At 32.3% G+C, this 23,594-nt stretch carries 17 protein-coding genes; 4 read left to right on the plus strand and 13 right to left on the minus strand.

What is annotated here, in order from left to right:
- Positions 1-4: 4 nt before the first annotated feature.
- The 9 genes from ACTTAO_RS02015 to ACTTAO_RS02055 are packed head-to-tail and all read right to left on the minus strand — an operon-like array spanning position 5 to position 18,434.
- Positions 5-5,692, minus strand: a complete 5,688-nt coding sequence (locus ACTTAO_RS02015; RefSeq protein WP_440690716.1) for a LamG-like jellyroll fold domain-containing protein — start codon at positions 5,690-5,692, stop codon at positions 5-7.
- Positions 5,692-9,360: a PilW family protein gene (locus ACTTAO_RS02020; RefSeq protein ID WP_440690717.1), complete on the minus strand. Its 3,669-nt coding sequence runs from the start codon at positions 9,358-9,360 to the stop codon at positions 5,692-5,694. Before ACTTAO_RS02020 ends, ACTTAO_RS02015 begins: the two co-directional genes overlap by 1 nt.
- A 1-nt stretch (position 9,361) precedes the next feature.
- Complete coding sequence (locus ACTTAO_RS02025; RefSeq protein ID WP_440690718.1) at positions 9,362-10,177, minus strand: type IV pilus modification PilV family protein; 816 nt, start codon at positions 10,175-10,177, stop codon at positions 9,362-9,364.
- A complete protein-coding gene (locus ACTTAO_RS02030) occupies positions 10,177-10,752 on the minus strand; it encodes a pilus assembly FimT family protein (protein ID WP_440690719.1) in 576 nt (191 codons plus the stop codon). Before ACTTAO_RS02030 ends, ACTTAO_RS02025 begins: the two co-directional genes overlap by 1 nt.
- 6 nt (positions 10,753-10,758) lie before the next feature.
- A complete protein-coding gene (locus tag ACTTAO_RS02035) occupies positions 10,759-12,048 on the minus strand; it encodes a type II secretion system F family protein (RefSeq protein WP_440690720.1) in 1,290 nt (429 codons plus the stop codon).
- 3 nt (positions 12,049-12,051) lie between these two features.
- The gene (locus tag ACTTAO_RS02040; protein WP_440690721.1) at positions 12,052-13,803 is read right to left on the minus strand and encodes a GspE/PulE family protein; all 1,752 of its coding nucleotides are present in this window, start codon (positions 13,801-13,803) and stop codon (positions 12,052-12,054) included.
- 28 nt (positions 13,804-13,831) lie between these two features.
- Positions 13,832-15,448, minus strand: a complete 1,617-nt coding sequence (locus ACTTAO_RS02045) for a secretin N-terminal domain-containing protein (RefSeq protein ID WP_440690722.1) — start codon at positions 15,446-15,448, stop codon at positions 13,832-13,834.
- Positions 15,448-16,668, minus strand: a complete 1,221-nt coding sequence (locus ACTTAO_RS02050) for a LysM peptidoglycan-binding domain-containing protein (protein ID WP_440690723.1) — start codon at positions 16,666-16,668, stop codon at positions 15,448-15,450. The genes ACTTAO_RS02045 and ACTTAO_RS02050 overlap by 1 nt, the downstream gene beginning before the upstream one ends.
- On the minus strand, positions 16,668-18,434 hold the full coding sequence (locus ACTTAO_RS02055; protein WP_440633778.1) for a PilN domain-containing protein: 1,767 nt from the start codon (positions 18,432-18,434) through the stop codon (positions 16,668-16,670). Before ACTTAO_RS02055 ends, ACTTAO_RS02050 begins: the two co-directional genes overlap by 1 nt.
- A 135-nt stretch (positions 18,435-18,569) precedes the next feature.
- Here ACTTAO_RS02055 and ACTTAO_RS02060 point away from each other — a divergent pair, with 135 nt between their 5' ends.
- Entirely contained in the window at positions 18,570-19,562 is a 993-nt protein-coding gene (locus tag ACTTAO_RS02060) for a type IV pilus twitching motility protein PilT (protein ID WP_440633777.1), read from the plus strand.
- Between the two features lies 1 nt (position 19,563).
- Here the strand turns inward: ACTTAO_RS02060 and ACTTAO_RS02065 are convergent, their stop codons facing one another.
- The gene (locus ACTTAO_RS02065) at positions 19,564-19,875 is read right to left on the minus strand and encodes a hypothetical protein (RefSeq protein ID WP_440690724.1); all 312 of its coding nucleotides are present in this window, start codon (positions 19,873-19,875) and stop codon (positions 19,564-19,566) included.
- A gap of 160 nt (positions 19,876-20,035) precedes the next feature.
- Between ACTTAO_RS02065 and ACTTAO_RS02070 the strand changes: the two genes are divergently transcribed.
- A complete protein-coding gene (locus tag ACTTAO_RS02070) occupies positions 20,036-20,206 on the plus strand; it encodes a hypothetical protein (protein ID WP_440690725.1) in 171 nt (56 codons plus the stop codon).
- Here the strand turns inward: ACTTAO_RS02070 and ACTTAO_RS02075 are convergent, their stop codons facing one another.
- Positions 20,207-20,596: an ATP-binding protein gene (locus ACTTAO_RS02075; protein ID WP_440690726.1), complete on the minus strand. Its 390-nt coding sequence runs from the start codon at positions 20,594-20,596 to the stop codon at positions 20,207-20,209.
- Between the two features lie 68 nt (positions 20,597-20,664).
- Here ACTTAO_RS02075 and ACTTAO_RS02080 point away from each other — a divergent pair, with 68 nt between their 5' ends.
- Complete coding sequence (locus ACTTAO_RS02080; protein ID WP_440650980.1) at positions 20,665-21,003, plus strand: heavy-metal-associated domain-containing protein; 339 nt, start codon at positions 20,665-20,667, stop codon at positions 21,001-21,003.
- On the opposite strand, the gene ACTTAO_RS02085 is transcribed toward ACTTAO_RS02080, so the two are convergent.
- Both ACTTAO_RS02085 and ACTTAO_RS02090 read right to left on the minus strand, forming a co-directional pair.
- Complete coding sequence (locus ACTTAO_RS02085; RefSeq protein WP_440650979.1) at positions 21,000-21,665, minus strand: hypothetical protein; 666 nt, start codon at positions 21,663-21,665, stop codon at positions 21,000-21,002. The two genes, ACTTAO_RS02080 and ACTTAO_RS02085, sit on opposite strands and share 4 nt — an antisense overlap.
- Positions 21,665-22,609, minus strand: a complete 945-nt coding sequence (locus ACTTAO_RS02090; RefSeq protein WP_440690727.1) for a mitochondrial fission ELM1 family protein — start codon at positions 22,607-22,609, stop codon at positions 21,665-21,667. Before ACTTAO_RS02090 ends, ACTTAO_RS02085 begins: the two co-directional genes overlap by 1 nt.
- 21 nt (positions 22,610-22,630) lie before the next feature.
- Between ACTTAO_RS02090 and trxB the strand changes: the two genes are divergently transcribed.
- Entirely contained in the window at positions 22,631-23,575 is a 945-nt protein-coding gene (gene trxB, locus ACTTAO_RS02095) for a thioredoxin-disulfide reductase (protein WP_440690728.1), read from the plus strand.
- The last annotated feature ends 19 nt before the right edge of the window (positions 23,576-23,594 follow it).

The raw sequence follows: 23,594 nt of genomic DNA on the forward strand, positions 1-23,594 counted from the left end.
TTAGTTATCTATTGTTCCAAGATATTGGTGTAACAGTTACAGCGTTTCTACTTCCAATTGCTTTCACAACTCCAATTTCCTGATTAAGTGTTGTATCGTTATAAACTAATTTGATTTTAATTTTTCTGTTTCCAGGTGTGAAATCGCTTGTATCAGTATTTTGATAGTACACTTTCTCCAATTCGTCTCTCCATTCTGCTATCGTTGGAGCCTCACCTGAAGGTGGTGTTATTTTTAATGGAGTATTGCCTGATCCATCAAACTCTGCAGTCCTGCTCCATCCAGTTGAAAGTGATATGTCGCCTGATGTATCAATTTTGACTGTATCTTCATCATCGATAAAAATACTATTATCCGTTCCATCATCATAAAAAGAAACTTCAGCTCTAACAGGACCTAATAATACATTAATATTATTGTCATCTTCTTCTATAGTTGCTCCTATGAAATCACCTACACTTCCACCAAATCTGACTATGTATCCTTCAACATCTGAGTTAGCTGCTCCGTCTCTTGTTAATATACCAGTGGTAGCTGAGTTCGTAGTTTGCTGGAAGGCAAGATAATCATTTGTATTTGCAGCTGGGTGACTACTAACCCAATTACTTGAGTTAAACGGCCCAACACGAACACTGTTTTGTGATGATCTTAAACTATTAACATTACAACTTGCTTCATTCTCAATATTATTCAGTTGAGTATTACTAAAATTTATTCTCAACCTCCAAAATTCTTTATCTTTCCAGGGCCCTGATGTATATCTCCAAAAACCTGGTCTATAGATCCCTCCCTGACATTCATCTGTACCGTTTACCCAAGCTTGTTTATCATTAGAAACTCCAAGAGCCTTTATTGCATCCAAATCAGCAGATGTTGTAACATTCGCAAGATAACCTTGAATACCACATAAGTTTTTATAACTAGATTGAAAATTTGCTTGATTATAACTTAGCTGAGTATCATTTAATTGATAGTAATGTTCAGCTCCTGTTGGTTTTTGAACATCTCCCAACAAAACTTCAATTTCTCTTGTGCCTGCTGTGGATGCATTGTGTTCAAAGTGCATAGATTTAACTAAATCTAAATAGTTTTGACATAGACCATCACCTGAAATAGTTACAGTTGATGTTTCGTTATTAGTTGCAGTTAGACTAAACTCAGACAATTCGTCTGCACCTACCACTAATTTATCACCTGATTGAGATCCTGATTTAATTTTTATTACTGCTTTAGTTACTCTTCTATCATATAAATTAATAGTTCTTTTTGTTGCTATTCTTACAACTGGGTCTCCAACATTTTCCAATCCTCCATATTCTAAAACTAAACCTCTTATTGAATAATCAGAATAAGAATCATCAGGTCCATTATTCCAATTATGAAGATCATTCCATGTCAACTCTGCGCTATCTGGGAAATGAGTTCCTAATAAATGGATACCGTGTTCTGAACGTTTAACATCATTTGGTTCTCCTGTTCCATTCCAATTTCTAAAAGGCATTCCATCAACAAATACCTCACCAACCTGTTGTCCTGTAGGTGCACTTCTTGTCCAAGTACCATTATTTGCAGAAGGAGAATTAGAAGCTTTTCTGGTTGGAGCAAAAGCTAATCCTCTATTATTATATATAAATTGTTCTGGCCCAGTCATCCATCTCCATATTGAACAATCACTATGTGATCTGTCATCAGCCTTGAAAAATCCATCATCAAAATAATTTTTTGTTCTAGTTCCTGAACTATATTCAACATCACTTCCGCTACCCTCAACACCTTTACCATTAGCTAAGGCAATTTTAGGATCTTTGTAGATTAATCTCATGCCACTCTGACTTTGAGGATTTGAATTGGCAGATGAAACATTAGAGGTGTTTGTGTTTCTGTAGAATTCATTTTGAATTCCTTCAAGTTCCCACATTTCACCATCTCCACTATAACCATTAAAAAAAGTATTGCCGTTAATAGGCTCTCTTGTGTCTAAATGAACTAAATCAAAATTGTTATCATTGACAACGACGACTCTATAAAATCCAGTATTATCGTAACTAGTTCCATCAAGTTGCATTTGATCACTATCTGTTGCACCAGAATCTACGTCATTAATTCTAATTATATCGTCATGATCTAAACCATGGCTAGTCACAGTAAGTCTAGCTGGTGTAGCAGTAGAAATTGCTGTAATTGATTTTGAAGTTGGTGGCGAGCTACTGCTTGTATATTTTTCAACAATATTCCTTAAATATTTATCAGTGGTATTAATTGCCTGACCACCTCTATAAAATTTAATTGTATCAAATTTTTTTAAGGCTAAAAAATCATCAGAAGAATCTGATAAATTTTCATTACTAAATCCTCCACATTTATTTAAATCACCAGGTGTAGTTTGATTTGCAGATTGAGTTAAACCTCCCATCCATCCATTGCCTACTGCTTTTTCAGTTACAATATCATTTTCAGACTCACTAGTTATTGTTGCTAAATAAGCAGATTTTCCAAAATACTCTAACTGTCTTGCTAATGAAAAGGCCTCGTTCATTCTTCGATTTCTATCGTTGAAAATATCATTATTTGAATTTCCGCTTGCTCTTCTGGGAAATTCATAGAATTCGTAAAAATGATTATAACCATCTCTATGTTCCTCAACGTGTAAAGGACCTAAAGAAAATAAAATTGTACGTTCTCCCAATGAAGGCAATGAATCATCATCTTCTGATAACTCAGTTCCATCAGTTCCATCAGTCCCCTCATTTGCATATGGATTTTCTCCCTCTTCTGCCTCTACAACTTTGTTATTAAAATAATAAATAGATTCAAAAGCTTGGTCCCAAACATCAATATCAGCACAAGGTGCGTTTGACTCGTTTCCTGTAAACAAAGTCCAAACTTCAGGATTATATATCGTTGGAGTTTTACTAATATCTAAAGATGATCCTCCTGTGATACTTTCTTCTGCTTGCCAAACTCTATTATTATACCAAACAAAGTCATCCTCAGAATAATCACTTGCAGGATCCCAATCAGAAGGCTTATCATCATGCACTAAAGTTAATACACCTGTTTCTAGGTTCCATCCTGGCCAATCATCACTAGTGTCACTATCAGAGTCTGATGAGGTATCGGCTGAAATTGCTGAAGGAGCATCTTCTGAGGTAGTAACATATTTTAAAAAATCTTCTGTTTCGTTATCATCATCATAATCTCCATCAGAATTTAAATCTGACGGCCCAACATATTTATCCTTTTCTATAGTAGCTCTGGCTACACAAAATTTTGTATCACTATCAACATCATCATTTTCATCATCAGGATCGTCATGATTTAACCTGAAGTAATCAAAGCCACCATATTCAACAACATAACCTGTGATGCAGTCTAACCCTCCTGAAGTACAATTAGGAAATCTTCTAAGATCATTCCAGTTACCGTTTACCCTGCCAGATCTATTTATTTCCATATCAGCGTATGGTTCTGCAGCATTATTAGGTTCTCCAGATTGCCAAGGAACAGTAAAAGAACTATTTAATTCAGAGGTTAGTATTCCCATATTAGGACCAGATTCTGACCTCATATTGGTTGCATTGGCAGTTGGGGACCTCCAATCAGAATTAGAAAGCCATATGAAATGTTGATCACTTGATGAGTCTAATCTTGTACCATAATAATTTTCTCTTGTTTCACCTGCAGCTACATGAAAAGGAGTAACACCTGTACATCCTGAGTCTGTGCTATTGTTACACATTACTGCATCTTTTATGAATTCATTTTCATCTGCACTTTCAATAGAAACGAGGTAACCTCTCATTCCACCACAAGTAGACGCTTCTGCTCTTCTTTTGGCTTCCCACCAATCTATAGAATTTCCCCTGTAACCTATCTCACTTCCAGTCACATTTGGTGCAGTTGAAAAATATTTATAATAATGTCCATAACTAGGATCATCATCTGCAGAGGGTACAAATTGAACACCATCACATCCACTTCCCAAAACCTCTACCCAATCATCTTCTATAAAACCCGTGCCAGATGATTTGCCAAGGTCGTTTTCTAAATAATACAATACATCCTCAAATTCAGCACAATCTCCTTCGTTGTAAGATGACGCTGCACTAAAGGTAGTAAAATCATCCAAGTTATTGCATTGCTCCATGGCTCTCTTAAAAACAGGAATATTAGTATTATCTATACCTGAATTATCGATATTTATTTCACCCGTAACTCCTTCTTGTCCTATGTAAGTATTTAAAGAAATTTTTAACGGTGTTCCCTCCTGACCTGTAAGATCATTTAAATCTTCTTCGGTTAAAGCTATCTTTCCAGTTCCTACATCTCCTTTTTGTACTGGTGCAGAAACTATTAATTCAAGAGGAACTATTTGGCCTTGAGGTCCATTACCACAAGATAAAATTTTGTAATAAACAACATCTTCTCCCGGTGGAACATTTATTGATGGTTCGTCATCAGTTGTTGACGTTACTGGATATTTTAATATTTCTGTTTTCCACAACGTTCCTTTGTTTCCAATCCCATAGATCGTTGCATCATTTTTTCTATCAGCTGCTCTTGATGTATTAAAATCTTTAGCAGTATTACCTGATCCTTCATTAAATTTATAATATGAAACAAGACCTGGTTCAGAACCAGTTAATCTTCTTCGATTATTGTTTGCAATATCAGTTTCAGACCTAGAAACATTCCATATTCTCATCTCCGCAATATTACCAAGCCAAGGAACACTTTGAATAATTGGTTTTCCAGTTAAATAACTGTTAGTATTGAAACCTTGAAGACCTTCTCCTATTGCTAATGGCCAATGGTCATCTCCTGGTAGTGTCTCAGGTGTGTTAGTATAGCCATAAGCTGATCTTGCGCCAATGTCAGCATCATAAGTACCAACCAGTTCACCATTCTGATAGATTCTAACATTATCTGTATCTGTACTACCTGGAGTTCCTCCATCCCATACCCAAGCAATATGAACCCACTCACCTTTAACTGGAGTTCCTACAGATCCATCTCCAGCTAGCACTACCTCTCCCAATCTTGGAGACCAATCATTATTTTTAATTTTAAATACAAGATCCCATAGCCTCCCGTATTCAAAAGCATGCATGTTATAAGTGTTATCGCTATCTTCCTGCATGTTCTTAATCCACATCTCAATAGTAAATTGATCAGAAGGAAAATCCTTAAATCTTTCTACTAAAGCAAATGATCTGTCAGTATAAACTGCATCTCTTCCGTTATTATTTGTATCACCCTGTTCTGAAAAATATATAGATCTAACTACATCCGCATGTCTTTGAACAAAGACCTCGTAAGACATGTCCTCAAATTTAGGATCATCTACTCCAAGATTAGCACTAATCTTTTTTGCATAATAAACATCTTCACTTGAATTAGTAAAACCATGTCTATTCAAACATTTATTATCTGAGTCATCTACATGCAGAGTGTTTTGAATATCGACTAAAGTAAAACTATTTGAGTTAAGTTGATCAGTGATCCATTTTTGACCTTCTTGCAAACCTGTTTCAGCAGCAAGATTTACTTGTTGCATGACAGAATTTCTTGAGACACTTTTTAAGTCATTGTCATAATAAAAAAACATTGCTCCAGTCATAATTGACAGTGCAGAGACCACAGCAATTACAAATACAAGAACAAAACCTCTTTGATTTTTTTTATTATTCATTATGAGTTGCTCCAGAGTTGTTGTCTATCAATGAAATTATGGGTTTGCTTACATCTGTTTGATAACATTCCAATAACTACATCTTCTCCGCCAACAGTCACTGTTTTTTCAGAAATTTTTACAGATGGTTGAACTGATCTTTCTGGAAAATCAAATGTAATTACAGCCTCATCCAATTCACTAGTCAAAGGAACAGTTTGTCGTCTAAATACTTTTTCCCCTTCTCGTCCTTGAATATAACCTTCAATAGTCATTGCAGCTTTTGTTTTGTATACAGTTATATTTTCCATTGCTGTTTCAGAGCAATCAACTCTATCCACATATACTTTTTCTGTGGTAGCTAATTGATTCCCTCTTAAATCTGTAGCAACAATTCTTACAGAGAAATATTTTTTATTTGAGGGTAAATTAGACCATCTAATATCAGAACTATCATTTAAAACTAAATAATACTTATCATCCTTTTGATCAATTCTGAACCTCGTACCATGATCTACATCTTTATCTGCATCATCGTTAGGAACTTCACCAAGATTAAATCTCACAAAATCATTTGTATCTGGTTCTTGCGTACTTGTTGTGTAAATTTCACCTACTATAAAATCTTTAGTATCATCTTCTGCAATATCAAAATTATTATTGTCTGTGATTGCTGTGCCGTTAGCTTCTTTGAAAGAAACCCCTGTTGGTGTTGTATTTTCTATATTGAAACCAATATAAACCTTCTTAATATCTGAAATTCTATTATTGGAAGTATCTTCTGACTGAACGGCATAATAAAAAGAATCAAATTTTGGAGTTCCGTCATTAAATCCATCTGCATAAGCTTGGTATCTAAAAGAACCATCGGCAAAGACATAAACAGTATTACCAGCTGTTGTTGTTACAGATGCTCTTGCGCCGCTATATGAATTTTTGTCTTGAGTATCATACATTTCACCAATGTTGGGAAGTTCAGTGTTATTTGCCCAAACAGCAGTTGTCGCTCTCCAATCCCCACTTAACCTACAATTCATTGACCTACTAGAACCATCTACATTTTGAGCTTTAAAACTACCAGTTTCGGCTGTTCCTCTACTGCCAACTTGAATACAAACGTCTGTAGTAGTAGATTGAACTAATACCTCAACATGCTCTCCGAAGGGATCATAAGATTTACTCAACAATCCATATATTCTATTGATGGTAAAATAATCGTCATCCATATAATAATATAAGTTTTGAGCTTTGGGCATTGGTTTATTTGAATCTGTTTTATTTGGTATAAACCTTGGAAGTCTTGCGATTTGAATATTTGAATACCTATTGTCTGGTTGTGAAAAAGAAACTATAGCAACCGAACCTTTTTGAAACCTTTGAAACCCATCGCCTGTTAAATCTTCTGTATCATCATCACCATCAGGTAAATTTACTTCTGTAGGTGTTGTATCTTCATTAAATGGCCAAGTTGATAATGTATGATCAAATAAATCTCCATCACTATCAAATCTATAATCAAAAGCTGTAAATCTTTGACTATTGGCGCTTGAAACATGAGGCTTATTATCTATGTTAGCTCTAAATTTATTTGGATGGTATGTTAAAGTTACAGTATTTTTAACACCAGTATTACGACCATGGCCACAATTCCATTTATGAGATGCACCAGGATTATAACTTATTCGAGAGAATGATCTTCCTCTACCTCCACAGTTTCTGAAACCAGTATTTGTTGGTCTAGTATTATCAAACCTTGCAAAAAGTCTGTTATACCCATTCTCATTAAAATCGGACATCTTAGATGAATTTGGAGTTGACCATCCTGTAAGCCTACTCATATCAGCATGTGATAAATAAGATCCCTCGTTGTAACCACAATTTCTGGTGTGATCAAACTCATAACCTTTAAAATGATGAAGATGTATAGCCGATCTGTTACCCTGAGCACCCCACCAAGACCATAAATACATATCATAAACCATATCCGCTGGTTCTCCCCACCAATCATTTTTTTCAGATGCAGACAAACCATCCCACTCTGTTTTATCATTGCTTCTTAATGAATTTCTTAATCTAGATGCACTAAATCCAGATGTACCATTTAAACTTTCATAATCTATTCCAGCACAAGCTCTAATTCTTCCATCAGGCCAAGTTTTTTGAACAACACTTGGTCTTTGATATCCTGCGGCAAATCCTAACATATCATCATCCATCCATGCGTTCATATTGTGATTACAATCTGGATAACCACCAGAACAAATCATTCCTTTTAAAACAAAAGAATCATATTCTTCTGTAGATGCTAAAAAAGATGGTGATGCTAAATTTTGTTGTATGTAGAATGACCTTCCATCATCAGTTAAATCATAATTAGGTCCACCATTGTAACTTGAGGTACCTCTTCTTTCATAATTTGCATTTCCATAAGTAAACCCCTTCGCTTCCCAGGTATGCAAATTTACATCCGAAAATTGAGGTGCATCATACTTCATTACTCTAACTGTATAGTCTTTATATGCCTCGTTTTGATTTACCCATGGCTGACTATCACAACTTGTATCCAAATCTGCTTTCAATCTAATCGTAAAGTCTTGGTAACCATCAGAATTAAAAGTATAATTGTCATCTAAATTATCTAAAGTACCTTCAAGTTTTAAAGAACCATCCCACTCCCCATCGTCTCCAGAACTATTATTATTGATATCATCATATCCAGAAGTAACAGTGAGACCTGGTGGTAAATTAGCAGCAGAGGTAGTTGTCACTAATTTCAATCTCATTTCATCATGACTCACACTTGGAATTCCAGTGATGGCAGGAGGTTTTTCGCTATTAAACACTATTGCATCATGTGTTTTTCTTAGACTAGTACCTCCGACTGTTTCTCCTTGATGGAGTATAATTATGTCATCTGAGGTTACAAAGTTAGCAAGCTGAATATCTCTTGTTAAATTATTAGCACATTGAACTTTAAGACTGCCAGTAAAAGGAATAACTGGAGTTCTGCTTTCATGTAGATCTTCTTCATCATAAACATAATAGGTTTTGCCACCGAAGTTAAGATTTCTCATGTAAGAAGAAGCTGTATATTTTTCTGTCACCTTTTCATCTTTGGAAACTAGAGTGATTTCAAAATCAATGTGTTTGCTTCTAATTCTAATTCCAATTTCATCAAAAAATTGAGCCACAGGCATCCAATCAACGTCAACTGTGGTATTAACAGCATCGTCCTCATCACAATTAGTAGTATTCCAAACTTTTTTCTTTAATACTGTTTTGTCAGTAATTGGAGAATAAGGAGCTTTTAACTCATATTTAATTAATTTTCTTTGAATGTTACCGCTATTGTCTTCGGTATCAAAACAAAAGGATACTATTTCTCCATATTCGGTATCATCCGAAACTTCTGTGCCATCTGTATTTAAAACTCTTACAGGTACCTGAACCTCACCATCTGTGCTATCAGGATGTTTATAACCTGCCATTTTGCTATCGTGTTGTAAAACATGCAATGCAAATCTTGCCTCTTGTTTCATGTTATTATGATTTATTTGTCTTACAAAAGTTCCCTGAAAATTACTATAAATTGTGTAAGTAGCACCCATTACGATTGTGGAAACAACAACGGCAACGAGTGCCTCTGTAAGCGATAATCCTTTTTGGGTTATAAATTTTTTTAAATTCATTTTAAGTTCCAGCTAAAAATAATCTTCTAAATTTTTCCTGAATCTTGTCTTGTTTAATAATTATGGTTACTTGTTTTTTTTTAACTGTTTCATAAACGTCAACACCATCTACTTGATCTGTGACTCCATCATTATCTTTGTCAACCGGAACATCTCTCTCGATATCTTCAACTTCTATTAATCTTTTGTCTCCAGTTCTTGCGGGACCCAGATGTTTTTTTAAAAGTGCTCCCCAATTATCTAAATCTGCTCTTACCTTTAAGTTTGTTTTTGAGGCAATATAAACTGGATCCTCAAATTTTGTCATATCCAAATCATTATATGGATCTAAACTACCTTCAGCATTAGAAATAAATGTAATTGGAGAATTTGCTGTAGCATCTGATGCCATATTTTTATTTGGCGTATCATCAGGAACATCTGATCTTTCTAATGATAAAGTAGTATTATTATCATCATCAAAATCAGTAGAGTCAGTAATCTCATACTTTCCTCCAACCCCTTCAATTATAATTTGATCACCATCACCTGGTAATTGGGCTAATCCCTTTACTTTTAAAGAAGCACCTGCGGTGGTATCTTCAAATACTTGAGGATTTCCATATTGGGCAGCTACTGGATTATAAACAGCTGCCAGTTCTTCAAACATTAATTCTACTGCATATGCAGCTTTGTCAAATTTTCTTAAGTTTGCAAAATCTCTTTCCTGATAAGACTGTAGTGTCATAAAAACAGTTATGGCTATACCTAAAACACCAGCTGCTGTCATCCCCTCAACTAAAGAAACTCCTCTCTGAAATTTATACTTTAAATTCATCACATTCGTTTACCGTTATTAAAAAAACCTGTTTTGTAAGTATGTAAATAATCTTTTTTTCCCCCGGCATTTTCAGAAGCTTGAATCTCCCCCCTAGCATTTTCAGGTGCAGAACCGTCAGGTAGAAAACAAAAAAAATTATTAGACGAAGAAACTTTTGTGCAGTTTCCTGTAGTGGATGAACACCTGCTAATTGTCATATGCTCAAGTTTTTTTGTTAAATTTTCAAGCTTAGTCCCTTTATCATCTGTGCCATCAAAATCAGAACACTTAGTTGCAGTAGATTTATGATATTCAACATTATATCTGTTTAATCCTTGAGCCTGCCAAACTTCTAAATCTGCAGTATTGTCGGTAGTATTATTTGAAATTCTAATTGTATAAGCGTTCCCATCTTCTAGTGAAAGCTGTCTTACATAATTTATTTGACCACGAATTGTTGCAAGATCAGTCTCATAATTTTCTTGATCACCGAAATTATCAATAGCTGGAAATCCCACAGCACCTATAATAGCTAGAATACCAATGGTAGTCATAAGCTCTAAAAGGCTAAAACCCTTTTCTTTAATTAGCATATAATTTTAACCTACTGCGTTTCCAATACTGAAGATTGGTAAGTATAAAGCAACCATAAGAACTCCAATAATCGCACCTATTAAAACAATCATTAAAGGTTCAATGATCGACGACAAAGCTGCAACCACGCCATCAAATTCTTCCTCATAATATGTTGCAATTGATTGAAACATTTCTTCCATATTTCCAGTTCGTTCACCAACAGCTGTTAATTGTGAAAGTGCAGGTGGAAATATATGTTCTTCTTTTTGAAGTAAAGCAGATAGAGTTTGACCAGTTACTATTTGTTTACCAATTCTTTCAAGAGCATAAATAAAAACAAGATTAGTTGTAACAGATTTTGAAATTTTGATTGTATCAATGATGCTAACACCTGCTCTTGTTAGATTGGCCATAATCATACACATCCTTGACACGGTTGCCTTGACAATTAAATCTCCAAATAATGGAAACTTTAAAAATCTTTTGTGCATGACATGTCTAAAACCTTCAATATTTTTATACATAAAATTATATGAAACTCTTATCATGATAATTATTCCAACTATTTTCATTAAATTAGTTGGATCAGCAATAAATCTACTTGCATTGACAATCACTAAGGTTGCTCCCGGAAGCTGAACACCCATAGATGCATACATTTTTTCAAAAACAGGAACAACTTTCCACAACATAAAAATTGTAATCACTGTTGCAACTGTCAAAAGCATTACAGGATAAAATAATGCACTTTTTATTCCTGATCTAATTTTTGCATTTTTCTCTAACAACTCTACTAATTTAATTAAAAACTCATCTAACTTACCGCTAGCTTCACCTGCAGAAATCATATTTAAATAAATATTATCAAATATTTTTGGATGTTTAGCAAAAGCGTCTGTTAAATTCATACCACCATTTAGATCTTTGACTATCGAATGAGCTGTCATTTTCATTTTCATATGAACAGTTTGATCTCTAATCATCATTATAGACTCTAAGATGGGTAAGCCTGCTTTGATCATTGTTGATACTTTTTTAGTGAACTGTAATAATTCTTTTGGTGGAACTTTAGCCCAAGGTCCAAAATTTAAATAAATATTTCCTTTTGCAAAAATAATAGGTGCGTTACTTAAGGGAATATCATCGAGAGATGGAGGTCCTTTAGTTTCTGACTTACCATTTCCTTTTTTAATTGAGGTAACAATAATTTTCTTTTTTCTAAGTTCTGCCGCAGCTGATTGTGGATTTGAAGCAGAAATTACACCTGAAATTTTTTTTCCCGCTTGTACTCCCGAGTACTGAAATGATGCCATATATTAAACTACTAGAATTCTTGAATACTCTTCTAAAGATAATATACCTTTTTTTATAAAATTTCTTCCAATAACTTGCATAGTTTTAAAGCCATCCTTAATTGCTACTTCAAGCATCTCATCTCCTCTGGCATCTCTTAAAATTGCAGCCTCTAAGTTAGGAGTTTTTTTTAAAACTTCATAAATACCTTGTCTGCCTTTGTATCCAGTATTATTGCATTCTGCACATCCGGCACCCATTTTGGGTTTAAATGTAATTAATTCCTCATCTTTAAAACCAATTTGTAATAAACTTTCTTTTGTAGATTTTTCGTCATCAACCGTGCATGAGGGACAATTTTTTCTAGCAAGCCTTTGCGCAACAATTAAACTTAATGCTGATGCAACCATAAAACTTGGAACACCCATGTTGACCAACCTTACTACAGTAGAAACTGCATCGTTTGTATGAAGGGTACTTAATAACAAGTGTCCAGTTAATGCTGCTTTAATTGCAATATCTACAGTCGATTTATCTCTTATCTCTCCAACCAAAATTACTTCAGGGTCTTGTCTTAAAAAAGATTTTAATATTGCTTCAAAAGTTAAACCAATTTCATTATTGGCTTGGATTTGTCCAACACCTTTTAAATAAAATTCTACTGGATCTTCAGCCGTCATTATATTTGTTCCAGGACTATTTATTTTTTTTATACATCCATAAAGAGTAGTACTTTTACCACTTCCTGTTGGTCCAGTAACTAAAACCATTCCTTGAGGAGCTGTAATTGCTGTAACTAAATTATCATAATCTTCTTTATCAAGACCTATTTGCTCTAAACCAAGATCAGGTCCAGCAGCTAGCAAACGCATCACAACTCTTTCACCTTCTTTTGCAGGTATAACAGAAAATCTAACATCTATGTCTACATCATCTTCATTTTTTGGTTGTGGATTTTTAAATTGAAGCTTACCATCCTGAGGTAGTCTTTTTTCTGAAATGTCACAACCTGACATAATTTTTAATCTAGTAATTACTGCATTGTAATTCTCCATCAAAAATTGTTTGAATTGTAACTGTTCTTGGAGAACCCCATCCTTTCTAAATCTTATTCTTGCCTCACCTCTTCTAAAAATTTCAATATGAATATCGCTTGTTCCACTAAAAAAAGACTCGTTTAAAACTTTATCAACAAACTCCACAACTGCATTTTCACCTCCAGAACTTTTGGAATTAGGAACCTTAACATTTAAATTTGGTCTAGAAATTGAAGAAGTTTTTTGTTGAACTGTTGTAGAACTTTTTGCCTCTTGAGTTGCTTCAATTACGGATTTAAATTTTAAAGCTTGATCTAAATTAGATGGTTTAGCAACATACAATTCGACATTACATCCAGTCATGCTTTTAATTTTGCCTGCCAATGTAGATTTGGTTGGATCAAATAAAGCAATTTTCAAAATTCTTCCATTTAATTCAAATGGGAGCATTTCATTTTCAATTATAAAATCCTTTGGAAGTTTTTTTACTGCATCTTTTTTAATGCTTTGTTCGGTTAAAATAGTTTTACGTAAAGCATAATTTCTAGAAACAGCTGAAACTATATCATCTTCGCTAACTAAATTATCATTAATTAGATACTCCAAAAGACCTAGGGGTGCCTTCCCATTACTTTCGTATTTTTTTTTAGCATCATTAAAGTTGGCCTCAGACAATTTTCCACTGTTTTTTAATAGATTTGAAATTTTTAAACTTATTTCAGGATTTATTGAGGGCATATGTAAAAATTATAAGTAAAATTATAATTTATACAATATTTGCACTTAAAAATATCAAGAGCTGTGTCTTGTTGTCTTGTTCAGTTTTTTGTTTAAAAAACATACCCAAAATTGGGATTTTTGAGAAAAAAGGAACATAATTTTCTGTATCAGTTCTAGTATTTTTATAAACACCACCAAGAACAGCAACATCACCAGCTGTAATTTGAACAATTGATGTAATTGATTCTTCATTTGTAGTTACACTTCCATCATCCTTTTCATCACCAGGATTATCGTTCGAAAGTTTTAAGTTAAGTTTAACTTTATCACCAATTATTTCAGGAGTTACTGTAATTGACAAGTTTTGTGGGATTTCTTCAGTGCTACCTGCCGCATCTCCCGATGCAGGTATTACTTTAACTAAAGTTGTACCTTGTGTAAGTTTTGCTTGTTCCCCATCCATTGCAAACAATTTTGGATTTGAAACTGTTTCTGTATTAGCGTCATTTACCGAACTATTAATGACAGCTTTCATTTTCGTCATTCCTATATTCCCAAATAAAAGAGCACCACCAGCAACATTTACTGCATCTGAATATAAACCTGTATTAGATAATGCAGCTGTTGAAGTGTTGCTTGGAGTGAATTCAGTTGCTGCACCAGGATTAGAGTCTATAGCGGTGTAAGTAATTCTATCTCTGCCCTCTTGTACATTAGTTATATTAGCTGCTATCAAATTAGCATTAAAATTTTTATTAAATCCATCTGTAGCATTAACAATATAAGCCTCTATCATTACTTGTTTTTTTTCTAAATCGATTTTGTTTAATATATTTTCTGCTTTATTTAATTGTGCGTAAGTTCCTGTGATCACTATTTGATTATTTTTTTCATCATCAATCATTGTCAAACCTTCAGCCTCGCCCATAATTTCTCCTAAAGGTTCGATTAAATCTGATGAATCTTGATAGAAAACTTTAAATATCTCTGTTATTAATATTGGAGTTTCTTCTCCATCATCACTTATTGAACTACCAATTTCTAAAGATGCCAAATTATTATTAGTCTCAATTGTGTTATCTATTTTAGATTTTTCCAAGTTTGCGTAAAACTCTTTAGTATGTACTCTCAATAAGCCAGATTCTTGATCAACTGTCATTATAAGACTGTTAATATCTAATATTGCGTATACAGCAGATCCCCAGTTTATATTTTCAAAATCAATTGTTATTTCTCCATTGACTTCATCACCAATAATTATATTTCTGTCAACTAAGCTAGCGAATAATTTTAAGGCTGATCGAACATTCATATTATTCAATTTTAGACTTACTTCTTTATCTTCTAATTTTTTAATTACTAAATTTCTGTCAATTAATTTAAGAGATTTTTTTTCAGGCTCTTTATTTTCAGTTAAGGAAATTCTTCTTACCAGTTTTTTTTCTTTTTTATTTTTATTTAATATATCTCTAGTATCTTCAGTAAATTGTCCTGACGTTTTTCTAAAATTTTCAGCACTTGCTTTAACATTAAATGATTCAATATCTTGGATAGCTCCTTTATCGTCCTGATCATAAGCCATTTTGGGTCTATCTGAATTGCTGCAATTAGATAAAAAAAGAACAATTAAGATTGATAAAATTAATTTATAAAAAATTTTCATTAATTAAATAAATCCTCAACATTTGTTACTGTATCGCCATCGTCATTATTATCATTGTTATCTGTTTGTAATTCGTCAACAATTTCATTATTTTCTTGATCATTTATATCGCTATCAACCAAATCATCAGATACAGATTGAGGTAATGATGCAATTGCCATACCCACTATTGGAGTATTGATTAAAAACTCATATTCTATGTTGTCTTCCAGCACAATCATTTTAGTCTTTTCGATGGAAACAATTAAACCATCTTTATTACCAATTCGATCTCCTTCCCTAACCAGAAATTCACTTCCACTTATTTCTATAATTGCTAGATTTTTTCTATCAATCTTATAGTCAGTAATACTTTTTTTATCTAAATTTTCATAAAGAATATTTGTATTTATATAAATTGGAATTTTAACTAATTGATTTTCATTTAAAATTACTGTGTTTTTTTCAAAAACATTAAATTCGATTAATTCATTTATTTCTCTTTCATATCTTTTGGCTATTTCAGCTATAGTTTCACTCTCATTTGTTACATGAATAAAGAAAGGCAATAATAATTTTTTTCCAATTAAAATAATATCTTCATCCTCTAAATTATTAAATGATGCAAGTTGTGTTGCACTTAGATTATATCTCTCAGAAATAGAATTTAAATTTTCTCCTTCTTTCACAATGTGAAATCTATTTGGTATTACTACTTTGTCACCAACAACTAGTTTTCTGGTTCCTGGATAAATTGCATTGGCAACTTCTATTTCTTTTAGTGAAAAACCATATCTAAACGCAATTTTTTCGATAGTATCATTTTCAGTTATGGTATGAGTTGTAGGAGTACTAGCTATATCTATTTTTTTTATTTTTGCTCTTTGAAATTTATGATTAGAATCTTTGCTTAACGCAACACCTTTTAATAAATACTCTTTCAAAGAATAAGCAACGATGGGATCAATATTTAAAACTCTTAGAGTTTCTGTGCTTTCAGGTTCAGCCTCTACAACTTCGATTACTTCTTCAGAATTATCAAACAATTCCTCAGCCAATTCTTTTTCACTAATTTCTTCATTTTCTAATGCCAAATCTGTTTCTGGTTCAGTTGTTTCTTCAATTTCTACTTTTATAACTTCTGGCTCTTTAACAATTCCAATTTCATTCGTGAATGGATCGCTGTAAGAATTGCTATGAAATAGTATTAAAAAAAATGATAGTATGAATTTTAATAACATTATTTTTTACCAGCCTTTAATAGTTTTGAAACTACAGTTTCATCATCAAAAACCTCATTCGTGACAGGCTTTAGAGATAATCTTGAATTAAATTTTTTAGTTATTTTTTCTTTAGGCAAATCTTCTACTTTAGGTACTGGCTGTCCTTCGATGGTATATAATGCCAATCGGTCTTGTTTAGAAAATTCTACCAATGCTTCGATCTTTGAGTCATTTACCACTTCATTTTGTGAAAAATTATTCATCATTCCAACAATAGCTTGGTCATTCATTGCAACCCCAGAAAATAAAATGTTGTTTTTTTCCTCTATACCAAAACTTGTTAGTCTTACATCTTTTGGGACTATTTGATTTAAACTGGCATAAAGATTTGCAGTTGTTTTTAAATTTGATCCAAATGAGGCAGCTGTTTTCGTATCTGCTTTTATTTTCTTAATTTTAGCATTGTATCCATTTAAAAGACTTTTTTTACTTTCTAGATCTTCTCCTAAAATTTTCACTGCATTTAATTTAGAAGAATTATCAATTAATTTAAAAATCTTAAACGGCACTACATGCCCTATAAAACCTAAAACAAAAATCATTGAGATCATTAAACAAAAATTACCCAAAGATTTTGATCTCCTGTTAATTTTTAATTGATTAAAATTAGACAACAAATTCACTGACATTATTTCGCTAGTTTCAAGATTAAAAGAATTTAATTTTCTTGATGCAATGCCAATTGCTTCTGAGGTGAGTGATTTATTACTCAATGAGTCGATATATTTTTTTGCACCATCAGAAATTTCAGCGGAGTCTTCAGGATTATAAATTTTTACAACAACATCTCCTAATTGTCTCTCAATTCCTTTTGATACATTTTTAATTTTTGATTTATCTGAAATTACTGTAACAATATTGATAGGATCAAATTCATACTTTGTTTCATACTCAACTAAATACTGTTTTATTTGAGAACCTAGTCTCTCAAAAATTTCATCCCAAAATTCTGTTTCTATACTTTCAACTTCTTCAACTGTATCAAGTAACACTTGGTCTGCTTCAATAATATTTAATTCTGAATATTGAAAACCTTTGTTAGAACAAATAGTAATGCTTTTCTCTTCTTTAGTATAATTTAAAACCACATTTGGAGTTTCGAAACCTTCTTTTCCAAGGAGAATTCCTTGAGTATTAATATGCGCGAACGGTGCAAGATCAATAACTACTGGGTTATAGCCCGCAAGTCTAAATATATTCGAATAAGTTTCTACGAATTTAATCTCCATAGCAACTAAAACTACATCCATTACACCAAGCTCTTCATTTACATTAACTACAGAGTAACTTGTTTCAAATTCATCTAAACTTTCTGGAGTTTCGTCAAACTGATCCCAAAATCCTCCTAAAGAAGTTGCTTCTTTTAAACTTTCTTCATCCATTATTGGAATTTGTAAATTATAAATTTGCGCTTTGGACGTATCTAAAGAAATTGCAACATCTTTTGTTTTGGTTTTAATTGAATCTAAAGCATTTTTTACTTGGTCACTTAAATATGTTGTTGCTGATAAAAAATCTTGATCATCTCCAATTCCTGCTATTTGCTGGTTAGAAAAATTATCAACTTTACAAATACCTTTTTTAAATGAAATTTCTGCTGCTTGAATAAATTTATCTCTAAAAACTACACCTATTACTCTCTCTTTTTTTGAGTGACTTTTTCCTATTAATTTTATGATAGGAGCAAATACTTTTGCGATAGGAGGACCAATTTTATCAATCATAATTTTTAAAAAACTGAATAAAATCACAATAATAAATACCGAATCGGTACACAAGCATTAGTTGTGTTACTTTATATATGTATCAACATTAAAAAAAACTTGAAAAGCAACAACTTTTAGAGCATCAAAACATTTATGAGTCTTCAAGATAAATTAAAATCATACCCAAAAGAATATGATTTATCAGATATTCATATCAGATCGAATCAACCATTTGCAATCAGAGAGAATGGAGAGATTAAAGTTTTTAGTGAAGATATTATATCAAGACAAGATATAGAAACTTTCTGGAAGCAATCTTTAGATAAAGCTCAATATGATTATTTAATCAGCAACGGTGACTTAGATTTTGCTGTTGTTGTTGATGGACAGAGATTTAGAGCAAACGGTTATTATTCTTCTTATGGACCAAGTATGGTTCTTAGAAAAATTATAAGTGAAATTCCTAATATAGAAAAACTAGGTTTACCCCCTGCAGCACATGAAGCGATTACTCATAAAACAGGTTTGGTGCTTGTTACAGGTCAAACTGGTTCTGGTAAATCTACATCACTTGCTGCAATGATAGATCAAATTAATTCCCATAGAGCAGAAAATATAATTACAATTGAAGATCCTATTGAGTTTGTTCATCCTGCTAAAAAAAGTATTATTTCTCAAAGGGAAGTTGGAAAAGATACTGGTAGTTTTGCAAAAGCATTGAAGTCCGCATTAAGACAAGATCCTGATGTAATTTTAGTTGGTGAAATGAGGGATCTTGAAACCATTTCATTAGCATTAACTGCTGCAGAAACTGGTCACTTAGTTTTTGGAACCCTACATGCAAGTAGTGCTTCTTCAACAATTACAAGAATTTTAGACGTCTTTCCACCAGCACAAAAAGAACAAGCACAAACAATGTTGGCTGGATCAATCAGATTAGTAATGTCTCAACAATTATTAAAAAAGAAAGGTGGAGGAAGAATTGGGTGTCATGAAGTAATGACAGGGACGCCAGCAATAAGAAATTTAATTAGAGAAGGTAAAACAGAGCAAATTCAATCTACTCTTCAAACATCTGCTAAAGATGGAATGTTTACAATGGAAAAATGTCTTGAGGGTTTAAAGCTCAAAAAATTAGTTGAGTAGATTAATTTGAACTTTCAGTAAATCTTTGTTGCGGAATTATTGCGGAAAAAGTTCCAGTACCAGTGCAATTACTTTCAGTTTGTTCGCCTAGGCCTCTGTTTACACTTGAAGGATTTGGATTATTTGCTCCTTCACATTTTAAGTTAAAATCTACATTACCTTTTAACTCAACTTCGACTTCTAAAAACTTTACATTGTTAGCTGTGGATTTTGTTATGATATTATTATAAAGATAGTTAGCTGCTAAAAATGCAAAAAAAGCTAAAAAGAATATTTTAATGTTATTTAAATTTTTTTTAAAATTTACCTTCATTCTTATTGTTATAGCTTTTATTCCCAAAAATTCTAATGCAAATATATATGAATTAAATTGTAAAAATAAAAAAAATAGAACCATATGGGTTTATTCAAATAAAAGAAAACAAATCATTTTAACAAAAATTAACAGTTCAAAAACAAAAGTAAATTTCAAGATGGATAGACAAACTCCATCATCTTTTACATCAAACGGTTCAATTGGGGGATTGCAGACTAATGTAACTTACAGTCAAAATTCTAACGAATTAGCAATGTTGCAAAAATCTTTAAGAGGTTCCAACCAATTTTATAAGTGCTCAAAACCAAAACTCATTAAAGAAGAATAGTTAAAAAATTAAAGTTAAAGTTGTACCTGGGCCCACTTCATTGTGTTTGTACTCACAAAATTTAGAAGTTTTCTTTATAAAGTATACCCCCAGACCTCCAGGTCTGACTTTATCTAAATCTCTTGGTTTAATAGTTTCTAGAGGTACTTGTTCACCGTAGTCAGTTATTATTACTTTAAGCTCATCGTCGTTTATAATTTCTAAATTTAAATCAATTTTTTGATCTTTTTTCATTTTATATGAATACCTAATTACATTTTGCAAAGCTTCATCAATTGCTAAAGTTACGCTTGGTATTTCGATATTTGGTAAATTTGATTTACAAAAATCCTCTATTTTAGATCTTATGTCTTTTAACTTAGATGGATTTGAAAGCATTTCTATATTCATAAATAAATTTCAATACTATTACCCAATATGGGTATATTAAATTAAAAAAAATAGTTTATAAAAGAATTATGAAAAAAATTTTACTAATTTTATTTGCATCATTAATATTTTTTCAAAACATAGTCAAAGCAGAAGTTGCTATGATTGGAGTTGTAGATGGAATGGTATGTATGGCATGCCAAGCAAAAGTTGAAAAAGAACTTAAAGCTGCAACAGGTGAAGGTAATGTTGAAGTTTCATGGCCTGAGGGAGTTGCGTTTATAAACTTTGAAAATACTCCAAATTTTTCTGAAGAGGACTTTAAAAAGGTAATTGAGAATGCTGGTTTTGCAGTTGGTAAAGTTGCTACCTTAAATGAAAAAATTATTGATCCAAAATCTGGATTAATTTCATTAAATAAATTTTAATTTTTTACTTTCCAATCTGTTTCAAAAGTCACATAGTTTACTTGTAAACATCGTCTTTCTTTAAGAATACTCTTTTTTTCCATGCCATGCCAAGTATTTGGCCCGCTGGTAAAAAGATAACCATAGTTATTTCTGTAAGGCAATGTTTTAACTTTCTCTAATTTTTCATTATAAAAATCTGTACCAAGATCTTCAGATTCATTAGTTTTATTTACAAAAATTAATCCTGACATTAATTTTTCTTTAATATCACAGTGTGGTTTGAGCCAAAAACCCTCTCTATCACAAATCACCTCTACCCTTACGTATGAGTTAGATAAATCTTTATTGATCATTTTAGATATTGTCTCAAATGTTTCTTTTGACTGAAGTTCATTTATAAATTTTACAAGATTTGGAAATTGCGAACTATTTTCTTTTGTTACAAAACATCTAAATTTTATTGCTTTGCCACCAGAGGAAATACCTTCTCTGAATTCTGCTGCTCCTCCATCAATTGCTCTTGTCCCGTCATAATTCAAATTATGCTCACTTAAATTTGGAATATCTGCTTTAATAATTTCTTCAATTGCTCCATCAGATAGAGCATTGCTATATTCCCAATGGTCAAATGGTGTTTCATATTTTTTTGAATTATTTTTTATGGAATTTAAAAATGACATTAAGATTGAATTTTTTCTTTAATAATTTCTGCTACTCTATTCGTTTCATCTAGTTTTTCATAGTTCCAATTTTCAATTTCCTCACCTAAGTTTCTAGTGATATTTAGTTCTCTAAATAAATTTCTAAATTTTTGGAATCTTTTGTCATTCTTTTTTGGTAAAATATTAGCAACATAGATTGGTTTGCCTGTCAAAGCAGCCTCAGAGATCATGGAGCTAGAGTCACATGTAACAACTATATTTTCAGATAAAGCTAAAGCAGATAGATAAGCTTTTTTATCTACATTCATTATTACTGTATGATTTTCTCCAAAAAACTCTTTTGCATAATGAATAGTATTTATTGGGGTTCTCATTGATGGAATTACTACTAATTGGAAATCATGTTTCTTCATTAGTTTATAAAACATTGAGAAAATGTGTTTCATATTTTTAGTTGAATAATCATAATATTTTGTTGGTCCTCCCATAATTAAGCACCAAATTTTTCTTTCGTCCTGTTTGATAAAAGATTTCAAATAATCTTTATTTTTTTTAATTTCTTTCTCTGAAAGATAATGAATAGCTCCCTTTGTGCTAATAACATTATCGCCATTAATTCCGTCATGTTCTGGAGCAACAATAAAATCAAAATGATTAAAATCTATTTTCGGATCTTGGATATGAATATTAAAAATTTTTTTTTTAGAAATACTTTTTAAGTGAATAGATGGAATTACGCTCTTTCTTCCGCATGAGATTATTAAATCAAAATCATTATCTTCAATCTTTTTATAAACCTTTTGAGAAATTGGAGTAAATTTAGGTGGAACAAGTTTCCAAATATTTTTTAGTTCAACCCTGTGGTGTGCAAAATCAATATCAAGTGCCTTTGCAAGTCCCTCGACTTGACTAATCATTCCATGCATTCCTTGAGTTAATAATAAACCTTTTAATTTAGACATTAATCACTATATAGCTTCCATATGAGTCAAAATCCAACTAAACACACAAAAGTGTTAATAATTGGATCTGGTCCTGCCGGATACACAGCAGCTGTTTATGCTGCACGAGCAATGTTAAATCCTATACTGGTTCACGGAGCTCAACCAGGGGGACAATTAACAACCACAACTGATGTAGAAAATTTCCCAGGCTTTGCAGAAGTAATTCAAGGACCATGGCTGATGGATCAAATGCGAGATCAAGCAAAAGCTGTTGGAACAGAAATGATAGAAGATCATATCGGATCAGTAAATTTAAAATCTACACCATTTGAAGCTGTCGGTGATAGTGGTCAAAAATATACTGCAGATAGCATAATTATTTCAACTGGTGCACAAGCAAGATGGTTAAATATAAAATCTGAACAAGAATTTAGAGGATTTGGAGTTTCAGCATGTGCTACATGCGATGGTTTCTTTTTTAAAGATAAAGAAGTTGCTGTAGTTGGAGGTGGTAATGCTGCGGTAGAAGAAGCCATGTTTCTTACAAAATTTGCATCAAAAGTAAAATTAATTCATAGACGAGATAGTTTGAGAGCAGAAAAGATGCTTCAAAAGAAATTGATGGAAAATAAGAAAATTGAAATTGTTTGGGACTCTGTAGTTGAAGATGTTTTAGGGGATAGTGAGCCAAAAAATGTTAAAGGGATAAAAATTAAAAATTTAAAAACTAAAAAAACAGAAGAAGTTAAATTAGATGGATTATTTATTGCTATTGGTCACGATCCAGCAACACAACTATTTAAAGATCAATTGGAAATGGATAAAGAAGGTTACCTGATTACTAAACCAGATTCTACTGAAACAAACATTCCTGGAGTTTATGCTGCAGGTGATGTTAAAGATAAAACTTTTCGACAAGCAGTTACAGCAGCTGGTATGGGATGTATGGCTGCATTAGAAGCAGAAAAATTCTTATCTCATTAGTTTGAGATTACAATTAATA

The organism is Candidatus Pelagibacter sp. HIMB1782 (assembly GCF_052047475.1).
Lineage (GTDB): Bacteria > Pseudomonadota > Alphaproteobacteria > Pelagibacterales > Pelagibacteraceae > Pelagibacter.

Coding starts and splice junctions, on each gene's coding strand:
- ACTTAO_RS02070 (WP_440690725.1), top strand. CDS start 20,036: ATGGATAGACAAACTCCATCATCTTTTACATCAAACGGTTCAATTGGG.
- ACTTAO_RS02090 (WP_440690727.1), bottom strand. CDS start 22,609: ATGTCTAAATTAAAAGGTTTATTATTAACTCAAGGAATGCATGGAATG.
- ACTTAO_RS02060 (WP_440633777.1), top strand. CDS start 18,570: ATGAGTCTTCAAGATAAATTAAAATCATACCCAAAAGAATATGATTTA.
- ACTTAO_RS02085 (WP_440650979.1), bottom strand. CDS start 21,665: ATGTCATTTTTAAATTCCATAAAAAATAATTCAAAAAAATATGAAACA.
- ACTTAO_RS02040 (WP_440690721.1), bottom strand. CDS start 13,803: ATGCCCTCAATAAATCCTGAAATAAGTTTAAAAATTTCAAATCTATTA.
- ACTTAO_RS02065 (WP_440690724.1), bottom strand. CDS start 19,875: ATGAAGGTAAATTTTAAAAAAAATTTAAATAACATTAAAATATTCTTT.
- ACTTAO_RS02045 (WP_440690722.1), bottom strand. CDS start 15,448: ATGAAAATTTTTTATAAATTAATTTTATCAATCTTAATTGTTCTTTTT.
- ACTTAO_RS02015 (WP_440690716.1), bottom strand. CDS start 5,692: ATGAATAATAAAAAAAATCAAAGAGGTTTTGTTCTTGTATTTGTAATT.
- ACTTAO_RS02050 (WP_440690723.1), bottom strand. CDS start 16,668: ATGTTATTAAAATTCATACTATCATTTTTTTTAATACTATTTCATAGC.
- ACTTAO_RS02025 (WP_440690718.1), bottom strand. CDS start 10,177: ATGAATTTAAAGTATAAATTTCAGAGAGGAGTTTCTTTAGTTGAGGGG.
- ACTTAO_RS02080 (WP_440650980.1), top strand. CDS start 20,665: ATGAAAAAAATTTTACTAATTTTATTTGCATCATTAATATTTTTTCAA.
- ACTTAO_RS02020 (WP_440690717.1), bottom strand. CDS start 9,360: ATGAATTTAAAAAAATTTATAACCCAAAAAGGATTATCGCTTACAGAG.
- ACTTAO_RS02030 (WP_440690719.1), bottom strand. CDS start 10,752: ATGCTAATTAAAGAAAAGGGTTTTAGCCTTTTAGAGCTTATGACTACC.
- ACTTAO_RS02055 (WP_440633778.1), bottom strand. CDS start 18,434: ATGATTGATAAAATTGGTCCTCCTATCGCAAAAGTATTTGCTCCTATC.
- trxB (WP_440690728.1), top strand. CDS start 22,631: ATGAGTCAAAATCCAACTAAACACACAAAAGTGTTAATAATTGGATCT.
- ACTTAO_RS02035 (WP_440690720.1), bottom strand. CDS start 12,048: ATGGCATCATTTCAGTACTCGGGAGTACAAGCGGGAAAAAAAATTTCA.
- ACTTAO_RS02075 (WP_440690726.1), bottom strand. CDS start 20,596: ATGAATATAGAAATGCTTTCAAATCCATCTAAGTTAAAAGACATAAGA.